This window comes from Flavobacterium agrisoli (assembly GCF_016522065.1).
Classification (GTDB): domain Bacteria; phylum Bacteroidota; class Bacteroidia; order Flavobacteriales; family Flavobacteriaceae; genus Flavobacterium; species Flavobacterium agrisoli.
Genome location: NZ_JAEHFV010000003.1, coordinates 189,522 through 214,694, shown reverse-complemented (window position 1 = coordinate 214,694; position 25,173 = coordinate 189,522). Strand labels below are relative to the sequence as shown.

At 34.8% G+C, this 25,173-nt stretch carries 24 protein-coding genes; 19 read left to right on the top strand and 5 right to left on the bottom strand.

Features of this window, described 5'->3' with window-relative positions:
- The first annotated feature begins 19 nt into the window (after window positions 1–19).
- The 7 genes from I5M07_RS09240 to I5M07_RS09210 all read left to right on the top strand — a co-directional run bounded on the left by I5M07_RS09240 (window position 20) and on the right by I5M07_RS09210 (window position 7,903).
- Window positions 20–1,087: an acyl-CoA reductase gene (locus tag I5M07_RS09240; protein WP_200106127.1), complete on the top strand. Its 1,068-nt coding sequence runs from the start codon at window positions 20–22 to the stop codon at window positions 1,085–1,087.
- Window positions 1,088–1,182: 95 nt separating this feature from the next.
- Complete coding sequence (serC, locus tag I5M07_RS09235; RefSeq protein WP_200106125.1) at window positions 1,183–2,253, top strand: 3-phosphoserine/phosphohydroxythreonine transaminase; 1,071 nt, start codon at window positions 1,183–1,185, stop codon at window positions 2,251–2,253.
- A gap of 204 nt (window positions 2,254–2,457) precedes the next feature.
- Window positions 2,458–3,408, top strand: a complete 951-nt coding sequence (locus tag I5M07_RS09230; RefSeq protein WP_200106124.1) for a D-2-hydroxyacid dehydrogenase — start codon at window positions 2,458–2,460, stop codon at window positions 3,406–3,408.
- A gap of 102 nt (window positions 3,409–3,510) precedes the next feature.
- Window positions 3,511–4,068 carry a hypothetical protein gene (locus I5M07_RS09225; protein WP_200106122.1) on the top strand — a complete coding sequence of 186 codons (558 nt, stop codon included), beginning with the start codon at window positions 3,511–3,513 and terminating at the stop codon, window positions 4,066–4,068.
- A gap of 80 nt (window positions 4,069–4,148) precedes the next feature.
- Window positions 4,149–4,577 carry a DUF6146 family protein gene (locus tag I5M07_RS09220; protein ID WP_200106120.1) on the top strand — a complete coding sequence of 143 codons (429 nt, stop codon included), beginning with the start codon at window positions 4,149–4,151 and terminating at the stop codon, window positions 4,575–4,577.
- 33 nt (window positions 4,578–4,610) lie between these two features.
- Complete coding sequence (locus tag I5M07_RS09215) at window positions 4,611–4,913, top strand: DUF6787 family protein (protein WP_200106118.1); 303 nt, start codon at window positions 4,611–4,613, stop codon at window positions 4,911–4,913.
- Window positions 4,914–5,128: 215 nt separating this feature from the next.
- Window positions 5,129–7,903 (top strand): T9SS type A sorting domain-containing protein, encoded by a 2,775-nt coding sequence (locus I5M07_RS09210; RefSeq protein ID WP_233622002.1) that lies wholly within the window; start codon window positions 5,129–5,131, stop codon window positions 7,901–7,903.
- 56 nt (window positions 7,904–7,959) lie between these two features.
- Here the strand turns inward: I5M07_RS09210 and I5M07_RS09205 are convergent, their stop codons facing one another.
- Window positions 7,960–8,253 carry a hypothetical protein gene (locus I5M07_RS09205; RefSeq protein WP_200106114.1) on the bottom strand — a complete coding sequence of 98 codons (294 nt, stop codon included), beginning with the start codon at window positions 8,251–8,253 and terminating at the stop codon, window positions 7,960–7,962.
- A gap of 131 nt (window positions 8,254–8,384) precedes the next feature.
- On the opposite strand from I5M07_RS09205, the gene I5M07_RS09200 reads away from it, so the two are divergent.
- The 8 genes from I5M07_RS09200 to I5M07_RS09165 all read left to right on the top strand — a co-directional run bounded on the left by I5M07_RS09200 (window position 8,385) and on the right by I5M07_RS09165 (window position 17,765).
- Complete coding sequence (locus I5M07_RS09200; protein WP_200106113.1) at window positions 8,385–9,050, top strand: ABC transporter ATP-binding protein; 666 nt, start codon at window positions 8,385–8,387, stop codon at window positions 9,048–9,050.
- A 61-nt stretch (window positions 9,051–9,111) separates the two neighbouring features.
- Complete coding sequence (locus I5M07_RS09195) at window positions 9,112–9,876, top strand: TIGR02757 family protein (protein ID WP_200106109.1); 765 nt, start codon at window positions 9,112–9,114, stop codon at window positions 9,874–9,876.
- Between the two features lie 117 nt (window positions 9,877–9,993).
- The gene (locus tag I5M07_RS09190; protein ID WP_200106108.1) at window positions 9,994–11,058 is read left to right on the top strand and encodes a HEAT repeat domain-containing protein; all 1,065 of its coding nucleotides are present in this window, start codon (window positions 9,994–9,996) and stop codon (window positions 11,056–11,058) included.
- Window positions 11,055–12,494 (top strand): glycosyltransferase family 2 protein, encoded by a 1,440-nt coding sequence (locus I5M07_RS09185; protein WP_200106107.1) that lies wholly within the window; start codon window positions 11,055–11,057, stop codon window positions 12,492–12,494. The genes I5M07_RS09190 and I5M07_RS09185 overlap by 4 nt, the downstream gene beginning before the upstream one ends.
- The gene (locus I5M07_RS09180; protein WP_200106106.1) at window positions 12,491–13,756 is read left to right on the top strand and encodes a YaiO family outer membrane beta-barrel protein; all 1,266 of its coding nucleotides are present in this window, start codon (window positions 12,491–12,493) and stop codon (window positions 13,754–13,756) included. Before I5M07_RS09185 ends, I5M07_RS09180 begins: the two co-directional genes overlap by 4 nt.
- A 57-nt stretch (window positions 13,757–13,813) precedes the next feature.
- On the top strand, window positions 13,814–15,940 hold the full coding sequence (locus I5M07_RS09175; protein WP_233622001.1) for a DUF4838 domain-containing protein: 2,127 nt from the start codon (window positions 13,814–13,816) through the stop codon (window positions 15,938–15,940).
- 25 nt (window positions 15,941–15,965) lie between these two features.
- Window positions 15,966–16,331: a response regulator transcription factor gene (locus I5M07_RS09170; protein ID WP_200106099.1), complete on the top strand. Its 366-nt coding sequence runs from the start codon at window positions 15,966–15,968 to the stop codon at window positions 16,329–16,331.
- 87 nt (window positions 16,332–16,418) lie between these two features.
- On the top strand, window positions 16,419–17,765 hold the full coding sequence (locus I5M07_RS09165; protein ID WP_200106097.1) for a DEAD/DEAH box helicase: 1,347 nt from the start codon (window positions 16,419–16,421) through the stop codon (window positions 17,763–17,765).
- 47 nt (window positions 17,766–17,812) lie between these two features.
- On the opposite strand, the gene I5M07_RS09160 is transcribed toward I5M07_RS09165, so the two are convergent.
- Entirely contained in the window at window positions 17,813–18,940 is a 1,128-nt protein-coding gene (locus I5M07_RS09160; RefSeq protein ID WP_200106095.1) for a lactonase family protein, read from the bottom strand.
- 137 nt (window positions 18,941–19,077) lie between these two features.
- On the opposite strand from I5M07_RS09160, the gene I5M07_RS09155 reads away from it, so the two are divergent.
- The 4 genes from I5M07_RS09155 to I5M07_RS09140 are packed head-to-tail and all read left to right on the top strand — an operon-like array spanning window position 19,078 to window position 23,316.
- A complete protein-coding gene (locus tag I5M07_RS09155) occupies window positions 19,078–21,006 on the top strand; it encodes a vWA domain-containing protein (protein ID WP_200106093.1) in 1,929 nt (642 codons plus the stop codon).
- Window positions 21,007–21,035: 29 nt separating this feature from the next.
- Entirely contained in the window at window positions 21,036–22,289 is a 1,254-nt protein-coding gene (locus I5M07_RS09150) for a dihydroorotase (RefSeq protein ID WP_200106091.1), read from the top strand.
- Window positions 22,290–22,295: 6 nt separating this feature from the next.
- The gene (locus I5M07_RS09145) at window positions 22,296–22,622 is read left to right on the top strand and encodes a hypothetical protein (protein WP_200106090.1); all 327 of its coding nucleotides are present in this window, start codon (window positions 22,296–22,298) and stop codon (window positions 22,620–22,622) included.
- Window positions 22,623–22,671: 49 nt separating this feature from the next.
- On the top strand, window positions 22,672–23,316 hold the full coding sequence (locus I5M07_RS09140; RefSeq protein WP_200106087.1) for an alpha/beta hydrolase: 645 nt from the start codon (window positions 22,672–22,674) through the stop codon (window positions 23,314–23,316).
- A 39-nt stretch (window positions 23,317–23,355) separates the two neighbouring features.
- On the opposite strand, the gene I5M07_RS09135 is transcribed toward I5M07_RS09140, so the two are convergent.
- The 3 genes from I5M07_RS09135 to I5M07_RS09125 are packed head-to-tail and all read right to left on the bottom strand — an operon-like array spanning window position 23,356 to window position 25,094.
- Window positions 23,356–23,781, bottom strand: a complete 426-nt coding sequence (locus tag I5M07_RS09135) for a hypothetical protein (protein ID WP_200106085.1) — start codon at window positions 23,779–23,781, stop codon at window positions 23,356–23,358.
- A 35-nt stretch (window positions 23,782–23,816) separates the two neighbouring features.
- The gene (locus tag I5M07_RS09130) at window positions 23,817–24,317 is read right to left on the bottom strand and encodes a hypothetical protein (RefSeq protein WP_200106083.1); all 501 of its coding nucleotides are present in this window, start codon (window positions 24,315–24,317) and stop codon (window positions 23,817–23,819) included.
- 12 nt (window positions 24,318–24,329) lie between these two features.
- Window positions 24,330–25,094: an MBL fold metallo-hydrolase gene (locus I5M07_RS09125; RefSeq protein WP_200106082.1), complete on the bottom strand. Its 765-nt coding sequence runs from the start codon at window positions 25,092–25,094 to the stop codon at window positions 24,330–24,332.
- Window positions 25,095–25,173: the final 79 nt, after the last annotated feature.

The window sequence follows — 25,173 nt, the reverse complement described above, 5'->3', positions numbered from 1 at the left end:
ATTCATAAACAAATTACTTATGCTACAAAACAAAAAAATTCAATCTTTTATAGCTCTTGGCCAGTTTTTAAGCCAATTTGACGAGCATAATAGTATCAAAAAGCCAGAAGTTTTGTGCAACGAATCCTTTTATGAAGAATTTGAAAAATTAATTTACTTATCGCAATCACACAATGGTTGGTATACGCCAGAGCAGGTTTTTTTTGCCGTTCAATCTTGGGCAAATGCTCTAACAGAAGCTAATTTGACCAAATGGCTCGACCACTATCCCGAAGTAAATAAGGAAAATAGAAGTCCTAAAACCATTGCATTGATTTTAGCTGGCAATATTCCGTTAGTGGGTTTTCATGATTTTTTATGTGTTTTGGTAACTGGTCATCGTGTCGTGGTCAAAACATCTTCTAACGACCAACATCTACTTCCTTTTTTAGCTCAATATTTAATTGCACTTGATGCTGAATGGAAAGAATTCATCACTTTTTCTGAAGGAAAATTAGACCATTTTGATGCCGTTATTGCCACCGGAAGCAACAATACCGCTCGTTATTTTGAATATTACTTTAAAGACAAACCAGCTATCATCCGAAAAAACAGAAATTCGGTTGCTGTCTTAAATGGAAAAGAAACACCCGAACAACTCACTGCCTTAGGCGAAGATATTTTTCGCTACTTCGGATTAGGTTGTCGCAATGTTTCCAAACTTTTAATTCCAAAAGGATATTCATTTGATGCCTTTTTCAATGCTATTTTCAAGTACCAAGATGTCATTCAGTACGAAAAATACGCCAACAATTACGACTATAACAAAGCTGTGTTTTTAATGAGTAATTTTAAACTTTTAGATAATGGTTTTTTAACATTAAAAGAAGATACTAGTTACGCCTCTCCTATTTCGAGTGTTTTTTATGAATATTACGAAAGTTTGGAAGAAGTTCAAGCCAAATTAACGGCAGAATCTGATCAAGTTCAGTGTATTGTAAGCAATAATTTAGTTGAAAACAGCATTGCTTTTGGCCAAACACAACAGCCTCAATTATGGGATTATGCCGACAATGTGGATACTATATCGTTTTTGTTAATAACATAAGTAAAAAGTTTACAATTATTGCGAAATTTTTAACGCTTTTTCGCTACCTATTACCGAAATTTGCGTTTTTAAAAATTTTCGCATTAACTATAACCATGAAAAAACACAATTACAGCGCAGGTCCTTGTATTTTACCACAAGAAGTTTTTGACAAATCAGCTCAGGCTATTTTAGATTTTAACAATTCCGGTTTATCAATTTTGGAAATTTCGCACCGAAGCAAAGATTTCGTTGCTGTTATGGATGAAGCGAGAGCACTTGTATTAAATTTATTAGGATTAGAAGGCAAAGGATATCAAGCATTATTTCTTGCTGGTGGAGCCAGTTTAGAATTTTTAATGGTTCCTTACAACTTAATGAAAGAAAATGGTAAAGCCGCATATTTAGATTCTGGGACATGGGCTTCAGCAGCTATTAAAGAAGCTAAATTATTTGGAGAAACCGTTATTGTAGCTTCCTCAAAAGAAGACAATTATACGTACATACCAAAAGGATATGAAATTCCGGCTGATGCTGATTATTTTCACTGTACAAGTAACAATACCATTTTTGGTACTCAAATGAAAACATTTCCTAAAACCAATGTTCCTTTGGTTTGCGACATGAGTTCGGATATTTTTTCACGTGATATTGACTTTTCTCAATTTGACATTATATATGCCGGAGCCCAAAAAAATATGGGTCCTGCAGGAACTACTTTGGTGGTTATTAAAGAAGAAATCTTAGGAAAAAACGGTCGTACTATTCCTAGTATGTTGGATTATGCTAAGCACATTAAAGCAGAGAGTATGTTTAACACACCTCCTGTTTTCTCGGTATACGCTTCTCTTTTAACTTTAAAATGGATTAAAGAAAAAGGCGGAATTCCTGCTGTTGAAAAACTAAATAATGCAAAAGCCGAATTGTTATACAACGAAATAGACCGTAATCCATTATTTAAAGGTGCTGCCAATGTAGAAGACCGTTCGAACATGAACGTAACTTTCTTACTAACTAACCCCGAGCATGCGGAAACATTTGACAAAATGTGGAAAGAAGCTGGTGTTTCTGGATTACCAGGACATCGTTCTGTGGGTGGTTACAGAGCTTCAATTTACAATGCTATGCCTATCGAAAGTGTTCAGGTATTGGTTGATGTAATGCAAGCTTTAGAAAAAGCAATCTAAATTTTTAAGAATTAAAGACTTTTCATTTGAATTAATTTCAAGAAAAACTTAAACTTCTTCGCTAGCAGAGGCTCTAGCCCCGATAGAAGTGGAAAACCTTGTGGAAGCAGACATCTACGCCGACGCAAGATTGAAACTGATAGCGGGAAACAGCTTCTAAAACATTCAATTAATTTGAGGGAAACCTCGTAATTTAATAAAAACATGAAAGTATTAGCAAACGACGGAATTTCAAAAAGTGGAATTGAGGCCTTGGAAAAAGGTGGTTTTGAAGTAATTACTTCAAAAGTAGCACAAGAGCAAGTAGCCAATTACATTAACGAAAACAACGTAGCAGTATTATTAGTTCGTAGTGCAACCAAAGTTCGTAAAGACATTATTGACGCTTGTCCAGGCTTAAAAGTAATTGGTCGTGGTGGTGTTGGTATGGATAACATCGATGTTGATTACGCAAAAAGCAAAGGAATTCATGTAATCAACACGCCGGCTTCTTCTTCAGAATCTGTGGCTGAGCTGGTTTTTGGACATTTATTAAATGGTGTTCGTTTTTTACATGATTCTAACCGAAACATGCCTTTAGAAGGAGATTCTAATTTTGATGGTTTGAAAAAAGCCTACGCAAACGGAAGAGAACTAAGAGGAAAAACTTTAGGAATTGTAGGTATTGGACGTATTGGTCAAGCTACCGCTAAAATGGCTCTTGGTTTAGGTATGAAAGTAATTGCTGCCGATAGCTTTATCCCTGAAGTAGATGTTAAAGTGGAATTTTTTGACGGACAATCTATTACTACCACTATTAAAACACAATCGTTAGAATCGCTTTTTCAAGAGGCTGACTTTATTTCCTTACACGTTCCAGCTCAAAACGGTTATATTTTAGGAGAAAAAGAATTTGAACTTTTAAAAGATGGTGTTGGAATTGTAAACTGTGCTCGCGGTGGTGTAATTGATGAAGTTGCACTTGTAAAAGCATTGGATTCAGGGAAAGTATCTTTTGCTGGATTGGATGTTTTCGAAAACGAGCCAAAACCAGAAATGGCACTTTTGATGCATTCAAAAATATCGTTGACACCTCATATCGGAGCGGCAACAGGAGAAGCTCAAGACCGAATTGGAACTGAGTTAGCATCTCAAATCATTAGTTTATTAAGTTAATCAGCTAACTTAAAATAATTTAGAAAAGGATTTAGTAACGTATTTTACTAAATCCTTTTTCTTTTTTAATTAACTTTGAGTATTAACTAAAACGTAAAAAACATGTTGGAGCAATTAACCCAAATAATACAGCAATACGGAAGTGATGCTGTTGTTAAAAACAACGCAATTCCGAACGAGCATAATGATGCAGTTTTAAACGAAACCGGAAATTCTATTTTTGAGAGTTTAAAAAATTTAGCTTCTCAAAATGATATGTCGCAAATTGCGGGTTTGTTACAAGCAAAAAACCTTGATCAAAACAATCCTTTAGTTCAACAAATCACACAAAACGTTTCGGGTTCTTTAAGCGAAAAATTCGGATTATCACAAGACGTTTCCAACGGAGCCGCAAGCAGTATGATTCCGCAAATTTTAAGTTCCTTAATTGGAAAAGCCAATGATCCAAAAGACGGTAGCTTTTCTATATCAGATTTACTTGGCGCTTTAGCCGGTGGAAATACGGCTCAAAATAACGGTATTATGGAAGCGATATCTACTTACGGCGTTCATTTTGGATTGGATCAAAATGCCGACGGAAAAGTAGATTTAGAAGATGCCGCCGAACTCTCTAAAAAAGGAGGTTTAGCAGGTATTTTTGGTAAATTATTCGGGAAATAAATCTTTAAAAACGAGTCGGTTGTAATTTTTTATAAACGACTCGTTGTATATTTTATGATGAAAAAGCAAACTCTTATTTTATGAAAAAAATCGGCTTCATTATAATCGTATTGATTTTCATTATAGGATGTGCTACTTCACAAAAAAACATCACTTTAACTACCCAGACAAAAGCTGTAAACGATACCATTCGGATAGCAAATGACTCTTTAGAATACGAAGTAATTATCATTGATAATGGTTTTGCCACTTGGTTGGCTTCGAGAGCGTATCCGAGAGGATATTATTCGCAACCTTATTTAGAAACCAAAAACCAACTTTACGTTTTAGAATGGAATAATCGGGTTTTACAACCGCAGCGATATGACCCTAATTTATACGAATTAAGCATTAATTACAACCCTAATATTAATTATGGGTATGAAGTAAATTACTTGATTTACAACTACATGGTTTATTTTCAAAATACGTACAAACAAAAGTTAGCCGGCAACGTGCCTTTGCGGTAATTGTTCTTATATTTGTAATCATTACAAATAAAAATGAAGCGATTAAAAGAACGTTGGGGCGTAACTTCAAACCTACAACTAACCATCATATTTATAGTTTTTGCCCTTACCGGATCGGCCTCAGCTTGGTTATCTAAACCATTTTGTGTTTGGCTGGGTATTAGCAAAGAAAATGTGGGCTTTTGGTTTACACCGCTTCGCTTACTCCTTATTTTTCCCATTTATCAAGTTTTACTAGTAGCTATTGGTACTCTTTTTGGCCAGTTTACTTTTTTTTGGGCTTTCGAAAAAAAAATGCTAAAAGCAATGGGATTTGGTTTCCTTTTTAAAAGATAAGAAAACAACTGCCTTTTTTAACTATTCCTTCATTAGTTGTAATTCCTCTTTCTTTTCAATCCTCTCCCATTCCGAAAAACCAATTCAGAATTACCAGCTTCTTATTTAAGAACTGTTCTGTATGACATTCAGAACAGCACAGGATACTGCAGGATACTATTGTTTTTAGTATTGCACAATTTTACTGTTAACTTACTAACCTTAACCACAATACAATGCTAATTCAATTTTCAAAAAAAGTACTCTTCGGGGTACTGAGTTGGTGGTGCATGCCACTGTTAGCACAAAATCCAATTGTAAAGATCGACTTTGATCAATCAGGTAGACAAGCGGCTGAAGTCAATGAACCCGAATACACGCCATGGGTAATTGTCTCTGTCACTACGGCAACTAAAACAATAAATGGTGTAACCTTTACCCTCAGCAAAGCTGGCGATAAAGGCGATGTATTGGGTACAAATTGGTACAAAACCGGTATTCAATCGCCTTCATATGCGCGACTCATATCCGATGGCGTAACCGTTAAAGATGGCACAGCCAATCAAGGCGCTCAAATTCAATTAAAAATAAGCGGTTTGGCAACAGGAACACATTCCTTAATGGCCTTTTTTAATGCAGTTGATAGCCCAACTAACAATACATTTAGCCCAATTGACATCTACGTGAATAGTAATCTAGTTATCGATAATTTGGCTCCGACTGTAAGAGCATTAAAAACTGCGGATGCTGCAAATGCCTATTTAAAATTTGAGGCTACCGAAGGAACAGATGTCATCATTTTATTTGCCGCCGAAACATCCGGTACTGAAACTATTAAAAACTTCATGCTAAACGGTATCGAATTAAATACACCTAATATTTTCAATCAGGCTGTAAATCCTATTCCATCACATAATAACGAACATGTCGAACTAAATTCTGGTTCTATTAATTTACAATGGACGGCTGCAACAAAGGCAGTATCCCACAATGTCTATTTTGGAACGAGTCTTTCTGCTGTAGAGCAAGCCACTACCAGCTCTTCTGAATTTAAAGGAAATCAAAATTTAGCAACAGCCAATTTTAACGTGACTGCTTTATATACTGGAGCAACCTATTATTGGAGAATTGACGAAGTTTTAGCTAATGGCATCATCGAAAAAGGAAATACTTGGCGATTTAGACCCGCACAATTGGCTTTTCCAGGAGCGGAAGGTTACGGCCGTTTTGCGCGTGGCGGTAGAGGTGGAAAAATAGTTACCGTTACCAATTTAAACGATAGCGGCCCTGGCAGTTTGAGAGAGGCTGTTACGAATGATATTGGCCCAAGAACCATTGTTTTTAATGTATCGGGAATCATACCATTGCAGTCGCGGTTGGTATTGAGTCAACCTTATGTTACAATAGCGGGTCAAACTGCACCTGGAAAAGGAATTACCATCAAATCGGCTCCTTTTGGCATTACAGGAAACGATGCTATAGTACAAAATTTACGTGTTAGAATTGGCGGAGGTCCTACTTTTGACGGAATGGGATTAACAGGTGCTGATAATAGTATAATAGATCATTGTTCGATTAGCTGGACAATTGACGAAGCCTTTAGTTCGCGTTCAGGAAAAAACATTACTTTACAAAAAACATTAATATCCGAAGCGCTAAATGCTGCGGGGCATCAAAATTATCCTGATGGAACTGAGCACGGTTATGCCGCAACAATTGGTGGCGATATTGGTAGTTTTCACCATAATTTACTTGCACATTGTTATGGCCGCAATTGGAGTTTAGGAGGAGGTCTTGATGGCAGTGGCGCTTATACTGGACGAATGGACATTACCAACAATGTGGTGTATAACTGGGGAAGTCGTACCACAGATGGAGGAACAAAAGAAGTCAATTTTGTAAACAATTACTACAAACCGGGAGCAGGGTCTAAAATATTTGTTGCATTTAGTGCCGACAACGAAAATGTCGGAACAGGCACTCAGAAATGTTATTTTAAAGGAAATGTAATGCCTGGATATTTTGACGAAAGCAACCAAGCTATTGGGAGAAGAGCAACCTATAAAAATGGAGCAACTAATACCTATGACAACTTTGTAGACAGCCCGTTTTTCCCATCGTATGTTTCAACTCAATCAGCCAAAACGGCTTATAAAATTGTCCTTTCAGATGTAGGTTGTACGCAACCTGAGTTTGACGATCACGACCAGCGAATTATTACCGAAACGTTAAACGGAACGTATACGTATTCGGGTAGCAAAACCGGAAAACCTGGATTTCCTGATAACGAATCAGATGTTGGTGGATTTGAAATTTATCCCGTTATTTCTCGTGATGCCAATTGGGATACCGACCAAGACGGACTTCCAAATTGGTGGGAAAGCATCATAGGAACCAATACTAATTCGGCTATTGGCGATTTTTCAGATTCGAATGCAGACAACGACAATGACGGATATACCAATTTAGATCTGTATTTACAGTGGATGTCTTTACCACACTACAATTCGGAAAACGGAGAAAAAATCACAATTGATATACAGAAACTTTCAAGAGGATTTACCAACAATCCTGTTTATACCCTTTCTAATACAGTTAATGGAAGCACCAAATTAGAATCCAACCAGGTTGATTTTACTCCAAATACCACTGGTTTAGGTTCGTTTGAATTTACCGTAACCGATGCCGAAGGAGCGACTATGACAAGAAAAGTGAACATTCTTAGTGGCTATGTAGCTTCGTTATCCGTTGAAAAACCAGAAGCCAATTCAGCATCTTATACTTTATGGCCGGTACCCAATTACGGTAATTTTACCATTTCGTTTAAAAATCCAATTCAAAATGCCGAATTAAGCATTATTGATTTGACCGGAAAAACTATTTTGAAGAGAAAAATTGAAAATCAAACCACCGAGAATATCAGTTTGCATTCAAAAGGAATTTTCGTTGTAAAATTAACAGACAACAGCTCTAAAAAAGTAATTCAAACTCAAAAAATAATAGTCCGTTAATTGGAGTTGCAACATTATATTTTACAAAAAAGGCAACTTAAACAGTTGCCTTTTTTTTACACTTTACTAAAATAATAGGTATAAAACCAAGTTAAAGTAAAAGACGGAATGACATCGGTAAATGGAATTATTTCTTCTAAAAAAGTCAAGATACCTGCAATTTTACCTACTCTTCCTTTATACATTCGGTTCATCAAAAAACCGGCTAGAGGTGCCCAAATAATATCGGTAAACTCACCCAAACCAAAAACCGAAAAAGACAACATCCCGATCAAGTCAAACAATAAACCCAACCATAATTTGTTTCTTTTTTCTTTTCTAAACGATACATCTGATTGTATTTCATTCATTGTTTCCTAATTTATTTAAAGATAGTCATTTTGTAATTATTTCAACAAAACCCAGTTAAAGCTAAATTTATGCCAAAGCCGTTTTAAAATCGCATTAAACTTTTGTTTCTTTGTAAAAACAGTTTTACCAAATGATACAAGCAAAAAACATTCGCAAATTTTACGACCAGTTAGAAGTTTTAAAAGGAGTTGATTTACATATTAAAAAAGGAGAAATTGTATCAATTGTAGGTGCTTCGGGAGCCGGTAAAACAACACTTTTGCAAATTTTAGGCACCTTAGACAAACCTTCAAAAAGCGAAAACACTTCGTTGATTATCAATCAAGAAAACATATTAAAACTAAATGATAAAGAATTATCTAAGTTTCGAAATTTAAATTTAGGATTCATATTTCAGTTCCATCAACTTTTACCCGAATTCACAGCTCTTGAAAATGTTTGTATTCCGGCTTATATTGCGGGAAAAAAAAATACGGAGACCGAAGTCGAGGCTAAAAAACTCCTCTCCTACTTGGGTTTATCGCACCGAATTCATCACAAACCAAGCGAACTTTCGGGAGGAGAACAACAACGAGTGGCAGTAGCCCGCGCTTTAATTAACAAACCCGATGTTATTTTTGCCGATGAGCCTTCGGGAAATTTAGACACCGCTTCGGCCGAAAATCTACACCAATTGTTTTTTAAATTGCGAGATGAATTTGGTCAAACTTTTGTGATTGTAACCCATAATGAAGAATTAGCCAATATGGCCGACCGAAAATTAATAATGGTAGACGGACAAATTAGTAATCCATAAAAAAACTGACGTTTTAGTTTTTCGTAAACAAATAATTCCGTTTCATTCACCTAAATCTTATATGAATCCATCCGAACTTCAAGATTTTCTTGATGCAAAAGTACTGCAATACAATACACTAGATTTCATAGAAAGTGACCCCGTACAAATTCCACATTTGTTTTCACAAAAGGAAGACATTGAAATTGCTGGTTTTTTGAGTGCAACGATAGCTTGGGGCAACCGAAAAATGATTATTAAGAATTCGCATAAAATGATGGAATTTATGGGAAATTCGCCTTATGACTTTGTAATGTCGCATTCCGAAAATCATTTGGAAGGTTTAGCTTCTTTTGTCCACCGAACATTTAATGGTCAAGATTTGATTGGTTTTATCAAAGGATTGCAGCATATTTACAAAAACCACAACGGTTTAGAAGCCGTTTTTGCTAAAAATTTAGAAGCCAATTCAACACAAAAAAGCATCTCGGAATTTAAAAAAATATTTTTCGAAATAGACCATTTACCCCGAACTCAAAAACACATTTCAGACCCAATGAATAACTCCGCAGCAAAAAGGATTAACATGTACCTAAGGTGGATGTGTCGACAAGATAATATGGGGGTTGATTTAGGTATTTGGAAAACTATTGCACCATCAAAACTTTCTTGCCCTTTAGATGTACATTCTGGAAATGTATCACGCAAACTGGGGCTTTTACATAGGAAACAAAATGACGCTAAAGCTCTAGCCGAACTGGACAATGCGCTTAGAAAACTAGACCCAAACGATCCTGTTAAATACGATTTTGCTTTATTTGGATTGGGCGTTTTTGAAGGACTTTAAATATAACATAATCAAGGAATTTGCTCTTTTAATCTCAAACTTAAATAGCCTTTTAAACAAAACGGGGTGATTTTACAACTTTATTTTGTTATATTTAGGTTGAAAAAGTCTTTCCAAATGCCTCCATTTCTTTTTTATATTAAGCACTATTTTTTACCTATTTTAGTTTTTGGGTTGGTTTTGCTTATGGCATTTATTGCTTTTAAACGGTATCTTTTTAGTTTTCATAACAAAAAAAAGCAACACGTAACGGAGCGTATCCATTCGTTTTTAACTTCTTTAATTTTTATTTCTAAAAACGAAATTAAAGTCAACGAGCAAATAGTTTTGCTTAAAAATCAAATTCCGTTTCATAAAAATTGGTGCAAAAAAATGCTAATCAACGAAATGATTTGGTTTAAAGAAAATTTAAAAGGAGATGCTAGTTTAATAGTAATTGAGCTCTATAAAAAACTCGACTTGCATTTATTTTCGATAAAATTACTAACCAATTTTCGCTTTTTTCAAAAACTAGAAGGATTATACCAATTACAACACATTGATTATAAACCTGCTAAAAAAGTAGTAAAACCGTATTTGAAACACAAAAATGACATCATACGATCCAATGCCTATGCTTGTTATTTGTCTTTATCGGAAGGAAAAGTAGAGCAATTAGCCACAATTCCTCGGGAAATTTCACTATTAAACATCATTAAATTGATGGAATTATTACATGAGAAAAAAATAATAATTCCGACCAATATTGACGAATGGTTGTACTCACCTAACAAATCGGTGGTTCGATTAGGAATCAAAACAATGGTATTCTACAATTATAAAAATCAGGAAGATATGATTGTTACGCTGTTACATTCGGAGGAAGAAATAGTACGTAGCGAAGCCATTTTAGCCTGCAAAGAATTATTCATACCCCAATCCGAAAATCCTTTAATTTCACTCTATTTGCATGAATCGGATAAAAATAGGAAAGAAATACTTAGAGCCTTAAAACAAATTGGCTCCGAAAAAACCATTGCTTTTTTAAAACAACTTATTTTGTACGAAACCAATTCGGTTTTAAAATTATTGGCCGTTGACACTTTACAAAGTTTAAGTCCCGAAACCATGACCGAAGTGAGTATCTTAAATCCTGATGCTAAAAAAATTTTAGAACACGTAACCGATATTTATATTGTATGATGGAGCAAATTATTAGCTATATTTTTAAAGGCTACGAAATTTTTATACTGTATTTTTCTAGTACTTATATCTTGGTGTATCTTTTGCTAGCTATTTTTTCGTATGCGGCAATTCTAAAACACATTCGATTTCAAAAATACCTCGAAGAACGAACGCTTTTTAAATCCAATCATTTAATGGGGGTTTCGGTGGTGGCACCGGCCTTTAACGAAGGCTTAAATATTGTATATAATGTACACTCACTTTTATCATTAACCTATCCCAAATTTGAAGTCATCATCGTAAATGACGGCAGCACCGATGATTCACTTAGTAAATTGATTACCGAATTTGATTTGGTTAAAGTCAATTTTTATTATAGAGAAGAGATTCCAACCGCTAAAGTCAGGGGACATTACAAATCTAAAAATCCAATTTACGCCAAACTTTTAGTAGTGGATAAGGAAAACAGAAAGAGTAAAGCCGATGCTTTAAATGCCGGCATAAACTCCTCCAAATATCCCTTGTTTTTATGTACCGATGTAGATTGTATTTTAAAACAAGACACTATTTTAAAACTGGCCAAACCCTTTATGGAACACAACCGACGTGTTATTGCAACGGGAGCTGGTATTCGAATATCCAACTCGTGCGAAGTTAAAGATGGTTTTTTGATAAAAGTGCATTATCCAAAAGAATGGTTGCCACGTTTTCAAGAATTGGAATATGTCAGAGCCTTTTTATTTGGCAGAATGGCTTGGAGTAAAATTAACGGTTTGCTATTAGTGTCGGGAGCCTTAGGGATGTTTGATAAAGAAATTGCCGTAAAATCAGGCGGTTATTGGCACAAATCTTTAGGCGAAGATATGGAATTAATTACCCGAATGCGTAAATACATGTACGATAGCAATCAGAAGTTTTTGATACGTTATATCCCAGAATCACTTTGTTGGACCGAAGTGCCTTCAACAAAAACCATTTTAATACGACAACGTGTACGTTGGGCTCGTGGGTTAATTCAAACGCTCTATTTACACCGAAAAATGTTTTTTAATCCACATTATGAGAAAACGGGTTTCTTAATTTTACCTTACTTTTTCTTTTTCGAATTTTTAGTCCCAATTCTAGAAGTTACAGGCATTTTGGTTATCCTAATTTCACTCGTTTTCAATTTACTTAATATCGAAAATTTATTATGGATGTCGTTAACCGTATATTTGTTCTATTTATTAATCACATTCATATCTATTGCAATTGATGAAATTTTATATAAAACATACGCTTCGGCTTCAGAACTTATAAAATTAATTGGTGTAGCCATTATAGAACCTTTAGTTTATCATCCGTTATGTTTATTTGCTGCCCTTAAAGGTTATTGGCATTTTTTTAATCAAAAAGAACAAAATTGGGGCGTTATGACCCGCAAAGGTTTTGAAAATCCTACTACTAAAAAATGAAAAACGGTTTAATTTACATCTCAATACTTCTATTAACGCCTTATTTCGGAGTACAAAATTTGCATGCCCAAAGTATTAATACCGATAGTTTGATAGTAGCATTAGTAGCCGATACGAGAGACCAAAAAAATCCGCAAGAAATAATTAATAAAGCACATCAAGCTCTAAAAATAGCGCCCGAATATTGGGATTATTATGTGGTTATGGGACAAAATTTCGAACGAATTCCCGTTGTTGATAGTGCTCAGTTTTACTTCAAAAAAGTAATCGAAAATACCGATAAATATCCCGAAGTTTACAATTACCTCATCAATTCGGAAATAACCAACCAACAATATGAAGCTGCTTTTTCGACTATAGAAAAGGCCAAAACTACGTATCCCGAAAAAGCGAGCTACTACGACGAAAAAAAATTACGTATTTACAATGCTCAAGGAGATGAAAAGGCCGAAATTGAGCTTTTAGAAAAACTCTTAAACTCGGGTTCTGAAGATAAATTCATGAAAGACCGCTACATTTTATTGGCGAATAAAATCAAAAATGATCGAATTGGTTTTCAGTACTTCAATACCAGTTTTAATCGAGACGGTTATGGCCCTTGGAACCAATTTGTGTTGCAGTATATTCGGTCTAGAAAATGGGGAACATTGGTTACAAACATCAATACCATGAATCGAAAATCGGCTAACGAAGCCGATGTAAACGGTATGCAATTTGAAGCCTCGGCCTATATTTTTACCACCAAAACCAATTATGTTTTTGTCAATTCTGCCTTTAGCAATAACAAAGTTTATCCTAAATACCGTTTGGGTGGTAGTTATTATTTTAACTTAAGCTCTAAATGGGAAATGAATGCGGGTGTACGATTTACGCAAACTACCAACGAAAACTTTACCTCAATCGCCCTAGGAACAGGCGTATATTACAAAGCATTTTGGTTTAATTTGAGTTCTTTTTATCAAATAGATCAAGACAAAGTTAACCCAGCTTTTAACTTAACCACCCGCTATTATTTTGGTTCTCGATTCGATTATTTGTACAGCATTTTGGGTTACGGAACCTCGCCCGATGACGATGCCACTGCAGGTCTTTACGAAAATAGGGTGAGTTTATCCTCCTATAGAATGGGTGTCGGAATTAGCAAAACCATACAAACACATTATATTGTTGGCTGTCAATTTTTATATAACAATCAAGAATATGTAGCCGATAAAAGACAAAACGAATACGAATTGATGCTGTCACTTCAATATAAATTTTAAAGTATGTCAAAAGGTCTAAAAGTAATCGGATTTCTCCTTTTAATCAGTTGTAAAATAATGGCACAAACAATCGTTTTTGATAAAGCCCATGCGCAAATTAGTTATACCGATTCCAATTGTTTGCCCGCTGTGCAACTCTTGAAAAAACATTTAGACCCAATTTCGACAGCTCCTTTTGAAGTACAAACAACCCAGAAAAGCAACGGAATATTTTTAGAAATTATAGAAAAAAAATCGGAAGATTATTTCGAAATTCTCTCAAACGACAATCAAATCACTCTTAAAGCCACTTCAGGATTGTATTTAGAATACGCTGCTACATCTTTATTAGAACAATTCGGAATTCGAAAATTAACTTCCACTTACACTTTTTTCCCAGAGCCGAAAACGATTCAATTTCCAAAAAACACCAGCAAGCACGAGCAAGCGGCTTTTGAATTTCGAGGGCTTTTATATCCGGGTTCATACGATGAATCGTTTCGGAAATGGCATAAATTAAACTGGTATTTGGATGATTTTGGCATTTGGGGACATTCGTTTTACAAATTAGTTCCGGCCAAAGAATGGTTTAAGCCTCATCCCGAAATGTTTGCTTTGTACAATCACAACCGAAATCCAGAATCAATTTGTTATTCAAACGATACTGTTTTTGCGGTTTTAAAAGATAATCTTTCTAAAATAATAGCTACTAAACCCGAAGCCATTTATTTTTCGGTTAGTCAAAATGACGATGTAATCTATTGCGAATGTGCAGATTGTCAAAAACTAAATCAAAAATACGGAAGTCCACAAGGAGCGCATTATTATTTTATAAACAAAGTAGCGCATGCTTTTCCGGAAACCAAAATAGTCTCGCTGGCGTATTTGTTTAGTTATCAACCGCCTCAAAATTTAAAATTGGCTCCCAATTTATATCCCATGTTTTGCCCAATTGAAGCCAACCGAGCCAAAGCATTTAATGAAGGAAGAAACAAACCCATAGAAAAGACCCTCGACAGATGGACAGCAATTTCGAAAAACATTCTTTTTTGGGATTACACAGTCGAGTTTACCAATTATATGGCTCCGTTTCCAAATTGGCAAAGTTTTGAATCGAATTATACTATTTTTCAAAAAAAGGGAATCAAAGGCATATTTAGTCAGGGTTATGCCGATGTTCCCGGAAGTTTTAGCGAATTAAAGCAATATCTTTTAGCGAAACTTTTATGGAACTCGCAAACGAGCGTAGAGGCAACCACAGCCGAATTTGTTACTTTATATTATGGCAATGCAGCTCCTTTTGTTTTGGATTACCTTCATCTATTGGTGAAAAATCAAATGGAAAAAAACCAATATTTAGATATTTATGATAATCCGATTATGCAAATTAGTTCGTTTTTATCGCCCGAAAACATGAGCCAATATGATATTTTACTTTCAAAAGCAGAAAAGTCAGTAGCTAACGATTTGGTTGTAAAACCACGAATTCAGAAATTACGATTGGACTTGGAATACGTTTATTTTGAACAAGCCAAATTTTACGGAAAAGAGCCTCATGGAATGTACGAAAAAGTCAACGGAAAATTTGTAGTTAAAAAAAATCTTGAACCTCGTGTGCGCCATTTTGTAGAAATTTGCAATAAAAACGGCATTTACGAACTAAGTGAAGGCGGATTGAGTCCCGATGATTATCTTAAACAATGGCTAGAAATTGCTCAAAACAATGTAATAGAACACCAAGGCGAAAAAATGGATTTTCATTTTAACACGCAACCGGCTCCCGAATACAATTTTAAAAAAGAAAAAGGCTTGCAAGATGGCATCTTAGGAAGCAACAATTTCAATTTTAACTGGACAGGCTGGTACGGCAATACGGCCGAAATTGTGATAAAAACCAATAAAGCAATTTTTAATTCAATCGAATTTAATTGTTTAGAAGACCAACGTCATTGGATTTTCCTGCCCACAAAAATCGAAATTTGGGGAGAACATAATCAAAAATGGGAAAAATTGCACGAACAAAAATCTAAGGAATTAACAGAAAATTACGAAAAAAATATAATAAAATTCAAATACAACCGTTCTGATTTTAGTAAATTTGAGAATATAAAAATTATCCTAATTCCAGAACTGAAACTTCCTGTCTGGCGTGCAAGAAAGAACAAAAAACACATGCTGATGATAGATGAAATTTGTTTCAACTAACTAGTTCTCCCTAAAACTACTGTTAATGAATTCAAAAAAAATTTTTATTATCGAAGACGACAACATGACCATTGAAATTTTAAAATTCATATTCACCAAAGAAAAATATGATGTTTATGTTTCTAAAGATGGTCTAGATGCCATTGAAAAAATACCTGAAATTCTGCCCGACCTTGTTGTTACGGATATTCTTTTACCCATGAAATCGGGATTGGAAATCATACAATTTATAAAAACCAATTATCCTACTATGCCCGTAATGGCACTATCTTCGTTGGGAGAAGAAGAAGCTACCGTTGCCGATGCTTTTAATTTGGGTGTAGATGACTTTATTGCAAAACCCTTCAATCCAAAAGAATTGTTATTACGCGCGAAACGCTACCTAAAATAACTAATTGAAAATCAAAAGACTGAAACTTGTTTAGTTGTTGCAGTTTTTCCTTATTTTTAATGTTATCTTTGCACAAAATTTAATGCAATGAGCACATTCGAAAAATTCAATCTTCCAAAATCTTTACAAAAAGCAATTGATGAATTAGGATTGGTAACCCCAACTCCTATTCAAGAAAAATCATTTTCTGTAATTATGTCCGGAAGAGATATGATGGGAATTGCGCAAACAGGTACTGGTAAAACCTTTGCCTACTTGTTGCCGTTGCTTAAACAATACAAATTTACACCGACCAACACACCCAAAATCGTGATTTTAGTTCCCACGCGCGAATTGGTTGTACAAGTAGTCGATGAAATTGAAAAATTGACCAAATACATGTCGGTTAGCATTTTGGGGATTTTTGGGGGTGTAAACATTAATACACAAAAAAAAGCCGTTTACGAAGGAGTTGATATTTTGGTAGGAACGCCTGGCCGAATGATGGATTTGGCATTGGATGCTGTTGTTCGTTTTGATGAAACACAAAAATTGGTTATCGACGAATTTGATGAAATGCTGAATTTAGGTTTTAGACCTCAGCTCACTTCACTTTTAGCCATGATGCGCAACAAACGCCAGAATATTTTATTTTCGGCTACCATGACCGAAGAGGTTGATGGCGTATTAAATGACTATTTTGATTTTCCGGAAGAAGTAACTTTAGCCGCATCGGGGACACCTCTTGAAAACATTACACAAATTACTTATAATGTTCCTAATTTTAATACAAAAGTCAATCTTTTAGCCCATTTATTACAGGAAAACAGCGACATGGAGCGGGTATTGATTTTTGTAAACAACAAAAAGATTTCGGATATGTTGCATAACCGAATGGAAGACCTTTTTGAAGGCGAATTTGGCGTAATTCACTCCAATAAATCACAAAATTTCCGTTTGAGTACAATGGCCGAATTTCAGGAAGGAAATCTCCGTGGACTAATAACGACCGATATTATGGCCAGAGGTCTTGATATTTCGAATATTTCGCATGTTATTAATTTCGAAATGCCTGAACTTCCTGAATTGTATATGCACCGTATTGGTAGAACGGGACGAGCCGATGCTAAAGGAACGGCTATTAGTTTTGTAGCACCTCGAGAAGAAGAGCGCAAAATTGAAACCGAACTTTTAATGAATACCGAGTTAGAAATTGCTCCTTTTCCGGAAGAAGTAGAAATTTCGTCCAAATTAATTGAACCTGAAAAAGACAGGCAAGCGATAAAGTTTTTGACCAAAAAACCAAAAATGGAAACGCAAGGCGCTTTTCACGAAAAGGCCAAGAAAAATACCAAAGTGAATTTAGGTGGACCTTCTAAAACAAAGAAAAAAACACACGGCTCTGTCAACCGAAATATGCTAAAAAACAGAGCAGCGAAGAAAAAAAAGAAATAAAGTAAAAGCCTTCAAAACTCAAATTTGAAGGCTTTTTTTTTAAAAATTTATTCGTTTAAGAAAACCAAACACACTGGCGAACACAAAGGTGTTTTTTTATCCCGTTGTTTTAATTTCCCTGATTTTTTATCTCGTTCAAAAAGCACAATATCATTGGTATATTGATGTCCGACCAACAAAAAATTTCCTGTTGGATCAATTGTAAAATTACGTGGCCCTTTACCTCCCGTACTAACTCGCTGTACAAATTGCAATTTGCCATTATTTTCAATCTTAAAAGCCGTAACATCGTTTGCTTCTCCCCTGTTGGTTGCGTATAAAAATTTCCCATCGGGTGAAATGTGAATATCTGCTGCACTTACCTCTCCTTTAAAATCAGGACTTACAACAGTGGTTTCTTGAATAAGTTGTAACTCTCCATTTTGATAATCAAAGACAAACAAACTACCGTTCAACTCATTTAATAAATAAACATTTTTGCCATTTTTACCAAACATTAAATGTCTTGGCCCACTACCTGCTTTAACCGAAACTTCCTTTTTTAAAGTTAAAATTTCTTTCTCCGCTTTAGGATGATACTCATAAATGAAAATTTTATCCAAACCTAAATCGTTAGATAAAACGTATTTTTTATCAGGCGAAAAATACACCATATGAACATGAGGCGCTTCCTGACGTTCGGGATTACTTCCTTTGCCAACATGCTGAAGTACTTGCTTAGTCTCCGAAATTCCGGTAGCTGTCTTTTTAAAAACAGCCAAACTTCCACCAGTATAATTGGCGGTAATAACATTTTCATCGTCGGTAATAATATAACAAGGGTTGGCTCCGCCAGAATTTTGTTTGTTCAAAAACTTAAATTTTCCCGTTTTTACATCATAATCAAAAGCGCTAATGTAACTTTCCATTCCGCCTTCGTTAACCGAATAAATACGTTTGTTAACCGAATATACTCTTTTGTGATCTTCCGACACGGCTAGATAACTCGGATTAATTACTTTTTCTGATTCACTTTTAAAGGATAATTCTCCTGTTTCTGTATCAAAAAGATAGTTGTAAATACCGCTACTTTCGCAACTTGTGGTGTAGGTACCAATTAATAAATTCAATTTGTTTTTTTGAGCTTTTAAACTCCAGATACTTAGCATAACAGCTAAAATGGTCATTTTTTTCATTCGATTTATTATGTTTTTTAGTTTTTTAGAAATGCTAAAATACAATTTAATACCGTTGGCTCCTTTCTTTCAAAAAAAACTAAAACTACAGCAAAAACTGCCTGCAAATTTGTATTTTTGACAAATTCAACTCAAGAATGCACTTTAAAAACCCGGCGATTTTATACTTTTTATTGGTTATACTCGTGCCTATATTGGTGCATTTATTTCAATTCCGAAGGTTTAAAAAGTCGTACTTCACCAATGTTCGGTTTTTACAACAACTTGTTATTCAAACCCGAAAAAGCTCTAAAATAAAAAAGTGGCTTTTATTAGCTACTCGAATTTTACTTTTAATTTGTATCGTTTTGGCCTTTGCGCAACCTTATTTTGAAGCAAAAGACAATCAAAATGCTGCAAATGCCACGTATATCATTTTAGACAATTCGTTTAGTATGCAGGCGCAGGGAAAAAAAGGTGAATTACTTAAAAGAGCCATTCAAGAATTATTAGAAAATGTTCCTGAAAACCTAACTTTTTCACTTTTAACCAACTCCGAAAATTATTGGAATACCGACATTAAATCGATTAGAAACGAATTACAAAATTTAAAATACAGCAGTTCTGCTTTTGAAATAGAGAGTTGTATGGCCAAATTAAGCGCACACCAACCACAATCGCAAAAAGATATTATCGTGATTACCGATGCGGTTGGCTTGACTCAAAAACAATTGGATCAAGCCAATTTAGATTCCAAAACCTACTTTTTAATTCCGGAGGCCGAGCAAAAAAATAACATTTCAATAGATACTGTTTTCATCAGCCAAACGCTCGATCATTTCTATGACATCGGAATTCAATTTAGTGCGTTTGGAAATGATTTTGATGCTATTCCGGTGGCTTTATACAATAATGATAAATTAATTGCCAAAACGGTATCGAATTTCAATTCGAATAAAAAAGAACTGCATTTTACTATTCCGAAAGCGAAATTTCATGGTTATGTAAGCCTCGAAGATAAAAGTTTACCATACGACAAGCGCCTTTATTTTAGCATTTCGGAAATGCCAAAAACCAATGTAATAAGTATTGGACAAGCGGAAAAGGCAACTTTTTTAAGTCGAATTTATACCTCAACCGAGTTTAATTATTCTAATTTTCTGCTCGAAAATTTGAACTACAACTTACTTGAATTACAGGACGCCGTAGTATTAAATGAGTTAGATGAAATTCCGCAAGCATTACAAACTACTTTAAAATCGTTTGTAAATAAAGGGGGGAATCTTATTGTGATCCCCTCTGAAAAAATTGGGATTCAAAATTTAAATTCTTTTTTAGGGAACTTTGGAAAAATGCAATTCAAAACAGCCAATTCATCCGAAAAATTAATTACCAAAATCAATTTTGATCACCCGCTTTTTAAAGGTGTTTTTGAAAGTAAAATTGCTAATTTTCAATACCCAAAAACCAAACTTACTTATACAGTTCAAAATCCTTACCCGTCGGTTTTACGTTTTGAAGACCAAACGTCATTTTTAACTATAATTCAAAAAGCAAATACCAATTTGGCTGTTTTTACAGCGCCAATTAATACCAAAAATGCCAATTTTCAGCAATCCCCTTTAATTGTACCTGTTTTTTATCAATTGGCACAATTCGGAAAAAAATCATCGATTTCGGCTTTGACCATCGGAGCTAATGACGCATTTTCGGTTAAAACGCAACTTAGTAAAGAAGGTATTTTAGAAGTAAAAGGAACCGAAGAGCAATTTATTCCGGAGCAACAAATATTGTACAATAAGGTACAAATGCATTTTCATGATTCGCCCGAAATAGCGGGCAATTACACTATTTTTAATCAAAAAGAACGTCTCGAAAATATTAGTTTTAACTATCCGAGAACCGAGAGCAACCTAACGCAAGTCAGCACCGATTTATTACGCAAATACAACACCGAGCATACTATTTCGACACTATTTAACACCTTGCAAACCGAACGAACCGATAATCAAATTTGGAAATGGTTTGTTATCTTTGCACTGTTGTTTTTATTGGTAGAAATGGCCATTATAAAACTGGTAAAATAAAGTTACCGCAATTCTTAAAACGTTACGTTATGAACATGATCATCAGAGATGCTAAAATTATTGACTCAACTAGTACTTTTCACAATCAAACCGTTGATTTATTAATTGAAGATGGTTTCATAGCCCAAATAGGAAATGCTATTCCCAATAATTCAGAAATTCAAGAAATTACCCTTCCCAATTTACACCTTTCGCAAGGTTGGTTTGACAGCAGTGTGTCATTTGGCGAACCTGGTTATGAAGAACGCGAGACCATAAGCAACGGACTTATGGTGGCCGCCAAAAGTGGCTTTACAGCAATTGCATTACAACCCCATTCTAATCCGGTTATTGATAACCAATCGCAGGTGAATTTTGTAAAAAACAAAGCGTTAGGTTTTGCTACCGAATTGTTTCCGATTGGAGCTTTAACCAAAAGTAGCGAAGGAAAAGATTTAGCCGAATTATTCGACATGAAAAACGCTGGAGCTGTTGCTTTTGGCGATTTCAACAAAACAATTGAAAATGCCAATTTGTTGAAAATTGGTTTGCAATACACACAAGATTTTGACGGTTTGGTTATTGCATACTCGCAAGACGCCACAATTAAAGGAAACGGAGTAGTAAATGAAGGTATTGTTTCGACACGATTGGGATTGAAAGGAATTCCGAATTTATCAGAAGAATTACAAGTGGCTCGAAATTTATTTTTATTAGAATATACGGGAGGTAAACTGCATATCCCGACTATTTCTACTGCAAAATCTGTCGCTTTAATTCGTGAAGCAAAAGCAAAAGGATTAAATATAACGTGCAGTGTAGCCGTGCATCACTTGGTTTTAACCGATGCCGTTTTAGAAGGATTTGATACCCGATACAAAGTAACACCACCTTTAAGAACCGAAACCGACCGACAAGCCTTAGTAGAAGCCGTTTTGGACAACACTATCGATTTGATAACTTCCGATCATAATCCGATTGATATTGAATTCAAAAAAATGGAATTTGATAATGCTAAAAATGGAACCATTGGTCTCGAAAGTGCTTTTGGTGCTTTACTTTCGGTTTTGCCTTTGGAAACCGTTATCGCTAAATTGACTTCAGGAAAAAATCTTTTTTCTATCGAAAATCATATTATTGAAAAAGGAGCGAAAGCCAATTTAACTCTTTTTAATCCAGAAGGAAGCACCACTTTTTCAAAAGAAAACATTCTTTCAAAGTCGAAAAATTCGGCCTTTTTAGGCACTTTACAAAACGGAACAGTTTACGGAATTTACAATCAAAAACAATTGATTTTAAAATAATTAAAAATGAACACTCCCACCGAAAACGGTAAAACAGCTGCCATAACAGCGTACATTTTAATCATTGGCGTATTAATTGCGATGTCGATGAATTCAGAAGATAAAAATAAATTTGCGGCATTTCATATTCGTCAGGCATTGGGTTTATCGCTCACCTTTATTTCGTTAGGCGCAATCATTAGTAATTTTGATAGTTTTTTTATCACTTTCCCCATGTGGATTGGAATTTCGGTTTTATGGGTTTTCGGAATAACTTCAGCCATTAAGGGCGAAACTACTCCTATTCCAATTTTGGGAAATTTATTTCAAAAATGGTTTAAAAATATCGGTTAATTCCGAAAAAATGCCTTCTTAATATTACATTACAAAAAGCAACCTCCACATGAATTTATCACTTGAATATAAAATACAAGAACCTAAAGTTATTTTAGATAAAAATCCGCTTTTACTTTTACTGCATGGTTACGGAAGCAACGAGGCCGATTTATTTTCTTTTGCGAGCGAACTTCCCGATACATATTACATCGTTTCTGCACGAGCGCCCTACGATTTGCAATTTGGTAGTTACGCTTGGTATGCCATAAATTTTGATGCCAACCAAAACAAATTTTCGGATAACGAACAAGCCAAAAATTCTAGAGAAACCATTGTGCAATTTATTGACGAATTAGTAGCAAATTATCCTATAGATGCTTCAAATATTACCCTCATCGGATTTAGTCAAGGCGCTATTTTGAGTTATGCGGTAGCCCTTTCGTATCCGGAAAAAGTACAAAAAATAATTGCGTTAAGCGGTTATTTCAATTCCGATATTATTAAAGAAAACTTTGAAAGTAATAATTTCCATAACTTGAAAATATTTGCGTCACATGGTACAGTCGATCAAGTAATTCCGGTAGAATGGGCTAGAAAAACACCTCCTATTTTAGAGCAACTTGCTATCCCTATTACGTATAAAGAATATCCTGTTGGGCATGGTGTAGCTCCTCAGAATTTTTACGATTTTAAAAATTGGTTATTACAATAAAATGAAAGCCGTTTCTGAAAAAGGAACGGCTTTTAAATTTTAATTGGCTGTGTAAATGATGCTTCCCTTTTTTTTCAAAACATATCCTTTCCAAGTAAATAATTCATACTCTTTATTAACCCAAGCTTGACCTTCCGATTTTCTTTCTAAAAGAATTGAATTTGGTTCCGACTCCAAAAAAAGTTCTGCTTTATTCCCTTTAAACAAAACATAACCTAGAGTGGTATTCGATTGGCTGTTTTCGAATGGTTGCAAAGGTTTCGCTTCCTCAAAGAGTCGAATGCATTTTTGTTCTAATTCCGACCAAGTGTAACCTGCAGAAGTTTTACAATCATGTTTATCGAGATCGGCTCCAACTTTTTGCTCTTTATCCTTAGGTATTTCTGGAGTGGATTTTTCAGGTTTATGACCACATGAAAGAAGTTGTAAACCCAAAACGGTACAGAAAATAAATGTTTTTTTCATGGCATTACATTTTTAAATACCACTAAAAATACCCTTTATTTTTGATACAACAAGGTTTGATTTACTTCAAAAGCAATACTTTCATCTTCATTTACAAAATATTTTAATAGTACTTCTCCCCAAAGTTCACCGTTACTATAATCGGCAATAATCCAACGGTGATTGAGTATTTTTACTTTGTTAATCACAAATTTATTTGGCCCGATTTGATCTTGACCTGTATACGGATTGCCTTTTGGATTGGCATTAAAATCGAGTAATTTTTCGGTTACCACCGGAATTAATTTTTCGTAAGCAATGAATTTTTCGCCATCGCCTGAGTCAAAATAATTTTGCGCATTTTGGTTATTTTGTAACGAAAAATAATCAGCTTCGGATAATTTATTGGTTACCAAAGCAATACTGTCACGTAATTTTTTAGTCGTTTTTTCGTAACGATTTTGCTCAAATTGTACTTCTTTACTCAAAAACATATACGTAAAAACGTTCATTAACAAAGCCAAAATAAACAAATACAGCATTAAAGATTTTTTCATGGGGTAAAAAAATTATAGGGTAATTTCTAAATTATCATAAGCCAAAAAAACATTCTCAGGAAGTCGTTTTTCGACTTCTTCATGAAAACCGAGAACATGACTAATGTGCGTTAAATACGCTTTTTCTGGTTGCACCAAAGTTATAAAATCAAGTGCTTCTTGCAAATTAAAGTGCGTATTGTGTGGCTCTACGCGTAAAGCATTCACAACCAAAACTTTTAGATTTTTTAGTTTCGCTATTTCTTCTTCGGCAATGGTTTTCACATCGGTTAAATAGGCAAAATCATCAATACGGTAACCAAAAACTTGTAAATCGCCGTGCATGACATTTACCGGGATAATTTTCTTATTTCCCAACAAAATCGGTTGATTATTGACAACTTCAATGGTAGCAACGGTAGGAGCGCCAGGATATTTATTTACGGTTTCAAAAACATAATCAAACCGTTTTTTTAAATTGGCAATGACACGTTGGTGAGCATAAACCGGAATAGCTCCTTGACGAAAATTAAAAGGCCTAATATCATCTAAACCAGCCGTGTGATCGGCATGTTCGTGGGTAAACAAAATAGAATCGATATGAGTGCAACCACAGCGCAACATTTGTTGTCTGAAATCGGGACCGCAATCAATCACGCAAGAATAGTCCTCCCAAGTTATCCAAACTGCCACTCTGAGTCTCTTATCTTTAGCATCAGTGCTTTTGCAAACAGGATGATCAACCCCTATAATTGGTATGCCTTGCGAAGTTCCTGTTCCTAAAAAATATACCTTCAATTTAACTTTGTTTTTTTACAAAAATAGCATTAATTCTCTTTCATTAGAAGGCGAATTTATTAACTTTGTAACAAATAAG